This is a genomic window from uncultured Algibacter sp., from assembly GCF_905480415.1.
GTDB lineage: Bacteria > Bacteroidota > Bacteroidia > Flavobacteriales > Flavobacteriaceae > Algibacter_B.
Window position 1 is genome coordinate 1 of sequence record NZ_CAJQQI010000033.1, and the last position, 9,308, is coordinate 9,308.

The following is a 9,308-nucleotide window of genomic DNA, read 5'->3' on the forward strand; positions in this document are numbered from 1 at the left end:
GTTGCTAACCCTCCTGAAATATTTACTGCAGATACAAATTTTACTGAGTTTGGAAGTTCGCATAACATAGTAATAAATGAAGCTAGCGGATATGCATACATCGTTGGTGCAAATAGAAGTTCTACTTTTGAGGGCGGTCCCATATTCATTAACATTCAAGACCCTAAAAACCCAGTAGCTGAAGGAGGTTTTATAGAAGGCGGATACTCTCATGATGCACAAGTGGTAACATATAATGGTCCTGATTCAGATTATACGGGAAAAGAAATATTAATTGGTAGTAACGAAAATGAGGTGGTAATTGCTGATGTTACTGATAAATCTAACCCAACAATTATTTCGACCATAAGTTATAATAATGTGCGATATGCTCACCAAGGCTGGTTTACTGAAGATATGACATACTTTATACTAGGTGATGAAGTTGATGAAATTCAAGTTGGAGGTAACACAAGAACTATTATTTTTGATTTCACTGATTTGGATAATCCAGCTTATCATTTTGATTATTTTGGTTCAAGCGCAGCCATTGACCACAACGGATATGTGAAGGATAATGTATATTATTTTGCGAATTACCGGGCTGGAGCACGTATGTTAGATATTTCTCAAATAGCAGGTAGCTCGATTACAGAAATAGGCTATTTTGATACTTACCCTGCAGATAATAGTACGGAATTTAATGGTGCTTGGAATGTATATCCTTTTTTCGATAGTGGCAATATTATAATAAGCGATATTGATAGAGGTTTATTCGTTATCAGAAAAAGCGATTAATACCCTTCTAAAATGTCAATTTATTTGAAGAAACACATAATTGCCCGAAGCGTTCTTTCAATAGCATTACTCTTTTTAAATTGTTCTAAAAAAGATAATGACTCCAAAGGCACACTTGAAATCGTTGCAATTGATTTTGTAAAAACCTTAGGTGGCACAAAAAACGAAAGTGCCCAAGCGCTAGCAAAAACTTCTGATGGTGGCTATGCTATTCTAGGTTATGCCCAAAGTATGGACGGAGACATAACCAATAAATCTGATGAATCTTTTGATTATTGGCTACTCAAATATGACCAAAATGACTTGCTTCAATGGCAAAAAACATATGGAGGGAGTGATGATGATAGAGGTAATGATATTATCCAAACTTCCGATGGTGGATATGCCATAACAGGTTTTAGTAAAAGTATTGATGGGGATGTTTCAGAAAACAGTGGCGCTCATGATTTTTGGGTTTCAAAATTAGATGCAAATGGAAGTATTACTTGGGAAAAATCTTTTGGTTTTTTAGGTGCAGATATTGGTAACTCCATACTTCAAAGTAATGACGGTGGTTATCTTTTAACCGGTGTTTTAGATGTTTCAGCTTCTAACGGTGAAGGCAATAGTAAAAACAGTAAATCCGCATTTTCAAAAAGACATGCTGGCGGTGATTATTGGGTGATTAAAATAAATGCTTTAGGCGAAAACCAATGGAGCCGATATTTTGGAGGCACATTCACTGATGCCTCTTATGATGCCATACAAACTGAAGATAACGGTTATATTTTGGTTGGATCTTCTGACAGTGCAGATGTAGATATTAAAGACAGTAAAGGAGCATATGATTTTTGGGTAGTTAAGATTTCAGAGACTGGAACCCTACTTTGGGAAAAATCTTTTGGAGGATCACAAACCGATGAGGCAAGAAGTATAACAAGATCAAACGACGGAAATTATATTATTGTTGGAGATACTAGAAGTAGCGATTTGGACGTTTCTATAAATAGCGGAGGAGCAGATTTATGGGCAATTAAAATATCACCGATAGGCGAACTTATTTGGGAAAAAACCTTTGGAGGTAATAGTTTTGATGTAGCGCGTTCCATATCAAAAACCCAAGATGGTGATTTTATTATTTCAGGAAGTTCAAGAAGTATAGATGGCGACTTAACAAATAACAACGGGCAGAATGATGCCTGGGTTATAAAAATAGATGGTAATGGTAAATTAAAATGGCAAAAAACCATTGGAGGTTCAGAAATTGATTTTGCATACGATGCTGTTGAATTGAATGATGGAACAGTAATAGCCGTTGGAGAGTCTAGTAGTAGGGATATAGATATCCTAGAAAATAAAGGTTTTAGTGATTTACTAATTTTAAAATTAAATTAATGCAAAGAATAATCCTCATTATTCTGGTACTATTTATGTTTACGTCTTGTAATAAAGATAATGGCGTTTCACAAGTTCAAATTACATTTAAATTTTCTCATAATTGGGATGGAACAGCAGTTTCAAACGCAAATTTTAATAGCATAATTTATACTAATGCGAACGGTGAAGATTTAAGTATTACCAAATTACGTTATCTCATCTCGAAAATAACCTTTGAAAAATCAAGTGGTGAGACTTTTATCTTAGATGGATATAATTTAGTAGATGTAACCAATAACACCAATCAATCATTCACACCCATTACCACAATTCCCGATGGAGATTACAGCAAAGTTTCATTTACATTTGGTTTTGATAATGATGATAATTACAACGAAAACTATATCGATTTAAACTCAGCTTCATGGAATGTTCCAGAACTACTGGGTGGCGGCTATCATTATATGCAATTAGAAGGGAAATTTATTGATAACACCACAACTGAAACAGGATATGCCTATCATACCATTAGAGCGGTAGACAATTCTGGGGCAACACAAGTATTTCAAGACACCTTTTTTGAAGTTGATGTAGGGGCTGTTAACATTACAAACAATGCTACTTTTAATATAGAAATGAATATTGCTGAATGGTTTAAAAATCCAAACACTTGGGATTTAAATGTGTTAAACCAAATGCTAATGCCAAATTCATCAGCTCAAATAATGATGTATGAAAATGGTCAGAATGTGTTTAATTTAGAATCCGTTAACCAATAAATAGTATCTATTGAAAACATGGCAAGTACATATTATCATCATATTTTTTGTTTGCTTTTCCTGCGATAACGAATCTGTCGAACGCTATTTCGCCACCCCAAGTTCCCTTGATATCCCAAAACTATTTGAGGATAACATATTAGCTCCCGTAATTCCAATTGATAATCCACAAACGGTTGAAGGCATTGCCCTAGGGAAGAAGTTGTTTTTTGATCCTATTTTATCTATTGACAATACATTAGCATGTGTGGACTGTCATGCTCCAGAAAATGCTTTTACCGATTCAGACAAATTTAGCGATGGTGTTGATGGCATTTTTGGCAATCGAAACTCTATGCCTCTTTTTAATTTGGCTTGGAATTATGATGAAAAATTCTTTTGGGATGGCAATACGTTTAGTTTGGAACATCAAGCTTTTGTTCCTGTTACCGATCCATTTGAAATGAAAAGCAATTGGACCGATGTGGAATCAAAACTACAACAACACGCAGAATATCCTAGTTTATTTGAAAAAGCGTTTGGAGCTTCAAATATAGATTCTAGTTTAGTTACCAAAGCTATAGCACAATTTGAACGCACCTTAATTTCTGCTAATTCAAAATTTGATAAATTTCTTTTAGGAGAACTGAATTTAAGTCCAGAAGAACTTAACGGTTTTAATGTATTTATGGATGAAGCAAAGGGAGATTGTTTTCATTGCCATGGAAGCGATAAAAATCCACTTTGGACAGACAATATATTTCATAACAATGGTTTGGATGAAACGTTTGCCGATTTGGGGTTAGGAGCCGTAACAGGAGACCCTGCGGATAACGGTAAGTTTAAATCACCATCGCTAAGAAATTTAGAATTTACCGCACCATATATGCATGATGGCAGGTTTGCATCTTTAGACGATGTTATTAACCACTACAGCCAAGGCTTAAAAAACTCTTCGACTATAGATCCACTAATGAAAAAAGTAGATCAAGGAGGTGTTGGCTTAACAGATAAAGACAAAGCTGATCTAAAAGCTTTTTTACTATCTCTTTCGGATTATGATTTTATAAATAGTAAATAAAAAATATGATTAATACTACAAATAATTACACTTAATCGAAAAAATAAGTTTTTCACCCATCAGTTGGTTCATTCTTGTTACATTGTACCCATCAAAGAGTTCTTTTATGAATAGAAAAATAATATCTAACATTTTTTGCTCAACGTATGGGCATAACTATTTTCGCTTGAGTAAAGCTACTGCTCATACGCCGGAGCTTATATGCAAATGCTGCAATAGTTATTTTAAATTTCAAAAAGATGGCTCCATAACTCTGCTTTCTCTCATAGAAAACGACAAATTCTCGTCAATACTTTTCAAAAGAAGAATTGCTTAATCTTCCAAAGTTTTCCTTAATAAAAATCAAACCCCAAAAGGTAACAACCTTTAATTGAGACCTTCATAAATTGATAAGAAAAACCTATCAAACTATATATTAATATAATGTTAGGTTGTTCTATATTCATTGACTTATATTGTATATTTGTGCTCTATTTAGAAACTGTCTTAATAAAATTATTAATTCAAAACTAAATTTAATAAATATAAAATATGATAAAAGTCTCTGAAACAGCTAAAAATAAAGTGGTTGAGCTTATGACTGATGATGGCTATAATGCCTCTACAGACTATGTACGGGTAGGTGTTAAAAGTGGTGGTTGCTCTGGATTATCTTATGACTTAGATTTTGATAAAGAACAACAAGAAGGTGATAAGGTTTTTGAAGACAATGGCGTAAAAATTATAGTTGACAAAAAAAGCTTTTTATACCTCATAGGAACTACATTAGAATATTCAGGTGGTTTAAACGGAACAGGTTTCGTCTTTAATAATCCGAACGCTAACCGCACTTGTGGTTGTGGCGAATCATTTTCACTCTAAAATTCAGAAAGCATTATGTCGAAATATACCGAGGATGATTTACGCGAAGAGCTAAAAACTAAAGAATACGAATACGGTTTTTATACCGATATAGAATCAGAAACATTTCCTAATGGTTTAAATGAAGATATTGTCCGTGCCATTTCTAAAAAGAAAGAAGAGCCACAATGGATGACTGATTGGAGATTAGACGCTTTTAAAGTTTGGAAAGATATGACAGAGCCTGAATGGGCAAATGTTAATTATGAGAAACCAGATTTTCAAGCCATAGCTTATTACTCTGCACCAACAGCTGTAGACCCAAATAAAACATTAGACGACGTAGATCCAGATTTACTTGCAATGTATAAAAAATTAGGGATTTCTGTTGATGAACAAAAAAAGATGAACAATATTGCTATGGATATTGTTGTTGATTCTGTTTCTGTTGCAACTACATTCAAGAAAACATTAGGAGAAAAAGGCATTATCTTCATGAGTATTTCTGAGGCTATTAAAGAACATCCAGAACTTGTGAAAAAATATTTAGGAACTATAGTTCCTACAAAAGATAATTTTTATGCGGCATTAAACTCTGCCGTATTTAGTGATGGATCATTCTGTTATATTCCAAAAGGAGTTCGTTGCCCAATGGAATTGTCTACATATTTTAGAATTAATCAAGCAGGAACAGGTCAGTTCGAGAGAACCCTTTTAATTGCTGACGAAGGTAGTTACGTAAGTTACCTGGAAGGTTGCACAGCACCAAGTAGAGATGAAAATCAATTACACGCAGCCGTTGTAGAACTTATTGCTTTAGATGATGCTGAAATCAAATATTCAACAGTGCAAAACTGGTATCCTGGAAATACTGAAGGCAAAGGTGGAGTTTACAATTTTGTAACCAAGCGTGGATTGTGCGAGAAAAATGCAAAAATCTCTTGGACACAGGTTGAAACCGGTTCTGCAGTAACTTGGAAATACCCTTCTTGTATTTTAAAAGGTGATAATTCCGTTGGTGAGTTTTACTCAATAGCAGTAACAAACAACTATCAGCAAGCCGATACAGGAACTAAAATGATACATTTAGGAAAAAACACAAAGTCTACTATTATTTCAAAAGGAATTTCAGCAGGGAAATCCCAGAACAGTTACCGTGGTTTAGTTCAAATAAACTCACGAGCAGAAAATGCCCGTAACTTTTCACAGTGTGATAGCTTATTAATGGGTAACGAATGTGGCGCACATACATTCCCTTATATAGAAGCTAAAAACAAAACAGCAATAATAGAACACGAAGCAACGACAAGTAAAATTGGCGAAGACCAAATTTTTTACTGTAATCAGCGTGGTATTGATACCGAAAAAGCCATTGCATTAATTGTAAATGGTTTTAGTAAAGAAGTTCTAAATAAACTTCCGATGGAGTTTGCTGTGGAAGCACAAAAATTGTTAGAAATAAGTTTAGAAGGAAGTGTCGGATAATTTAATAAAAATGAAAAAAACATTAATTTTAATGGCAGCATGTCTTTCAGTTTTTATAAGCTGCAAAAAAGATGTGAAATCCAAAAATTCAGAAGATACTATCATCAATGGTGTTGAAGAAAGAACTGCAAAACAAAGTGATAAACTTACGCTGTTAAAAGGTGAGTTTGTTTACTATAATGGCGCTGCTGTTCTTCAAACAAATTCTGAAATTTATGGTGTTTTGCTTACCGATAAATTAGAGGAGCTTCAAAAACAAGCTGAAAAACATAAATCTGAACCAACTGATATGGTTCAGGTAGAAATACGAGGAAAAATTACAAATCAAAAAGACGAAAAAATTCTTTGGGAGAACAAGGTAGAAGTTGTGGAAATTTTGAATGTACAATCAGGTTCAAAAGAAGAAAATAAAGTTATAAAATTCGGAAATCAATAGCATGTTAAAAATAAACAATTTACACGCAAGTGTTGAAGGTAAAAGTATTTTAAAAGGTATTAATCTTGAGATAAAACCAGGTGAAGTTCACGCTCTTATGGGGCCAAATGGTTCTGGAAAAAGCACATTAGCATCGGTAGTTGCAGGAAAAGAGGAATACGAAGTTACTGATGGAACTATTATTTTTGAAGGAGAAGACATTGAAGAATTAGCGGCCGAAGAACGCGCTCACAAGGGTGTGTTTTTATCGTTTCAATATCCTGTAGAAATTCCTGGGGTTTCTGTAACAAACTTCATGAAAACTGCCATCAACGAAACTCGTAAAGCAAAAGGTTTAAAAGATATGCCTGCTAAAGAGATGCTAAAATTGATTCGTGAGAAATCGGAGTTATTAGAAATTGATAGAAAGTTTTTATCGCGTTCGTTAAACGAAGGCTTTTCTGGAGGTGAAAAGAAACGTAATGAGATTTTTCAAATGGCCATGTTAGAACCAAAATTAGCCATACTTGACGAAACAGACTCTGGTTTAGATATTGATGCACTTCGTATTGTAGCAAATGGTGTTAATAAATTAAAAAGCAAAGATAACGCTGTTATTGTAATTACTCATTATCAACGTTTGTTAGACTATATTGTTCCAGATTTTGTTCATGTAATTTATAATGGAAGAATTGTAAAATCAGGTACTGCAGCATTAGCTCACGAGCTTGAGGAAAAAGGATACGATTGGATTAAAGACGAAGTGAACGCTTAATACCAAGCAAATGGATTTAAAAGAAAAATTAGTATCATCATTTTTAGCATTTGAAAACCATGTCGATTTAGATGGATATGTTCATGATGTTAGAACTGATGCTATAAAGGTCTTTGAAGAAAAAGGCTTTCCTTCAAAAAAGGAAGAAGATTGGAAATACACCTCTTTAAACAGTATTTTAAAAGAAGATTACAGCGTTTTTCCAAAACAAGAGAATGCTTTAGAGTATAAGGATATAAAAAAGTATTTTATCCACGATATTGATACCTATAAAATCATTTTTATTGATGGTAAGTACTCGTCTCATTTATCTCAAACTACACACGACGGGATAGATGTATGTTTGATGTCATCAGCTTTAAACAAACCAAAATACCAACTAATTATTGAAAATTACTTCAATAAAGCTGCCACAAAAGATAGTTTATCATCATTAAACACAGCCTTTTCAAGTGAAGGTGCTTACATTCATATTCCTAAAAACAAAATTGTACGAAAACCAATTCAAATTTTACACTTTTCAACAGGAAATGAATCTGCTACCATGTTACAACCACGTAATTTAGTTGTAGTTGAAGAGAATTCACATGTGCAAATCTTAGAGCGTCATCAAAGTTTAACAAGCAACCCAGTATTAACAAATAGTGTTACCGAAATTTTCGCTAACAAACGTGCCATTGTCGATTATTATAAAATTCAAAATGATAACGAAAATGCATCTTTGATAGATAATACGTTTATAAAACAAAAACGAGAAAGTTTAGCCTCAGTGCATACCTTCACTTTTGGCGGTAAATTAACGCGTAACAACTTAAGCTTCTTTCAAGAAGGAGAGCGTATCGATTCTACACTAAAAGGCATCACTATTATTGGCAACAAACAACATGTGGATCATAACACCTTGGTACACCATATAGAACCAAATTGCGAAAGTCACCAAGACTATAAAGGTATTTTTGCCGATAGTTCTACAGGCGTTTTCAATGGTAAAGTTTTGGTCGATAAAGAAGCGCAAAAAACTAATGCATTTCAAGCTAATAACAACATCTTACTTAGTGATAAAGCATCTATAAACACCAAACCACAATTAGAAATTTTTGCTGATGATGTAAAATGCTCACACGGTTGTACTATTGGTCAGCTAGACGAAAGCGCCATGTTTTACATGCGTTCACGTGGTATTCCAGAAAAGGAAGCCAAGGCACTTTTAATGTATGCATTTAGTAATAATGTGATTAAATCGGTTAAAATACCCGAATTAAAACAACGTATCACCAATATTATCGCCAACAAATTAGGTGTTAATATTGGGTTTGACCTTTAGTACTGAACTGGTTTCAGTATCAGTAAAAATTTAATTTGAAGCTAATCCCGCCTTCAGCAGTCGCTCTCGGCGAGGAGCTCCAACAAATGCCTCAATCGGGGCTAGACATAAATGCCATGTTCAACGTAGAAGCCGTAAGAAAAGACTTCCCCATTCTTTCTCGTAAAGTCAATGGCAAACCTTTAGTATATTTCGATAATGCTGCAACTTCACAAACACCAAAACAGGTAATTGATGTTATTGTAGATTACTATTCAAATTATAATGCCAACATTCATCGTGGTGTACACACCTTAAGTCAAGAAGCCACAGATTTATACGAACAGGCGCGTCTTAAAATACAATCACATTTTAATGCAAAGTTTTCACATGAAATCATTTTCACATCAGGTACTACACACAGCATTAATCTGGTAGCAAATGGTTTTTCTTCTCTTTTAAAAAAAGGAGATGATATTATAGTTTCCGCTTTAGAACACCATAGTAATATTGTGCCT

Annotated in this window: 10 protein-coding genes; all 10 read left to right on the forward strand. The window is 33.9% G+C overall.

The genetic code is table 11. The features are described from left to right. Nucleotides 1–777: choice-of-anchor B family protein (locus QZ260_RS03055; protein ID WP_295982589.1), on the forward strand; the 777-nt coding region annotated here is incomplete at its 5' end. Nucleotides 778–801: 24 nt separating this feature from the next. Further along, on the forward strand, nt 802–2,151 hold the full coding sequence (locus QZ260_RS03060; protein ID WP_365969093.1) for a hypothetical protein: 1,350 nt from the start codon (nt 802–804) through the stop codon (nt 2,149–2,151). Continuing rightward, a complete protein-coding gene (locus QZ260_RS03065; RefSeq protein ID WP_295982593.1) occupies nt 2,151–2,912 on the forward strand; it encodes an MbnP family protein in 762 nt (253 codons plus the stop codon). Before QZ260_RS03060 ends, QZ260_RS03065 begins: the two co-directional genes overlap by 1 nt. A 10-nt stretch (nt 2,913–2,922) precedes the next feature. Next, the gene (locus QZ260_RS03070; protein ID WP_295982595.1) at nt 2,923–3,972 is read left to right on the forward strand and encodes a cytochrome c peroxidase; all 1,050 of its coding nucleotides are present in this window, start codon (nt 2,923–2,925) and stop codon (nt 3,970–3,972) included. A 531-nt stretch (nt 3,973–4,503) separates the two neighbouring features. Next, nucleotides 4,504–4,833 (forward strand): iron-sulfur cluster assembly accessory protein, encoded by a 330-nt coding sequence (locus tag QZ260_RS03075; RefSeq protein WP_295982598.1) that lies wholly within the window; start codon nt 4,504–4,506, stop codon nt 4,831–4,833. A gap of 15 nt (nt 4,834–4,848) precedes the next feature. Further along, complete coding sequence (gene sufB / locus QZ260_RS03080) at nt 4,849–6,297, forward strand: Fe-S cluster assembly protein SufB (protein ID WP_295982600.1); 1,449 nt, start codon at nt 4,849–4,851, stop codon at nt 6,295–6,297. Nucleotides 6,298–6,307: 10 nt separating this feature from the next. Next, nucleotides 6,308–6,733, forward strand: a complete 426-nt coding sequence (locus QZ260_RS03085) for a hypothetical protein (RefSeq protein ID WP_295982603.1) — start codon at nt 6,308–6,310, stop codon at nt 6,731–6,733. Between the two features lies 1 nt (nt 6,734). Next, nucleotides 6,735–7,487: a Fe-S cluster assembly ATPase SufC gene (gene sufC, locus QZ260_RS03090; RefSeq protein WP_295982605.1), complete on the forward strand. Its 753-nt coding sequence runs from the start codon at nt 6,735–6,737 to the stop codon at nt 7,485–7,487. A gap of 10 nt (nt 7,488–7,497) precedes the next feature. Continuing rightward, nucleotides 7,498–8,811 carry a Fe-S cluster assembly protein SufD gene (gene sufD, locus QZ260_RS03095; protein ID WP_295982607.1) on the forward strand — a complete coding sequence of 438 codons (1,314 nt, stop codon included), beginning with the start codon at nt 7,498–7,500 and terminating at the stop codon, nt 8,809–8,811. 116 nt (nt 8,812–8,927) lie between these two features. Further along, a partial coding sequence (locus QZ260_RS03100) for an aminotransferase class V-fold PLP-dependent enzyme (RefSeq protein WP_295982611.1) occupies nt 8,928–9,308 on the forward strand: 381 nt, incomplete at its 3' end.

Bases quoted from the DNA above. Each gene is read 5' to 3' on its own strand.
- sufC (WP_295982605.1), top strand. From the start codon at position 6,735: ATGTTAAAAATAAACAATTTACACGCAAGTGTTGAAGGTAAAAGTATT.
- QZ260_RS03075 (WP_295982598.1), top strand. From the start codon at position 4,504: ATGATAAAAGTCTCTGAAACAGCTAAAAATAAAGTGGTTGAGCTTATG.
- sufB (WP_295982600.1), top strand. From the start codon at position 4,849: ATGTCGAAATATACCGAGGATGATTTACGCGAAGAGCTAAAAACTAAA.
- QZ260_RS03065 (WP_295982593.1), top strand. From the start codon at position 2,151: ATGCAAAGAATAATCCTCATTATTCTGGTACTATTTATGTTTACGTCT.
- sufD (WP_295982607.1), top strand. From the start codon at position 7,498: ATGGATTTAAAAGAAAAATTAGTATCATCATTTTTAGCATTTGAAAAC.
- QZ260_RS03085 (WP_295982603.1), top strand. From the start codon at position 6,308: ATGAAAAAAACATTAATTTTAATGGCAGCATGTCTTTCAGTTTTTATA.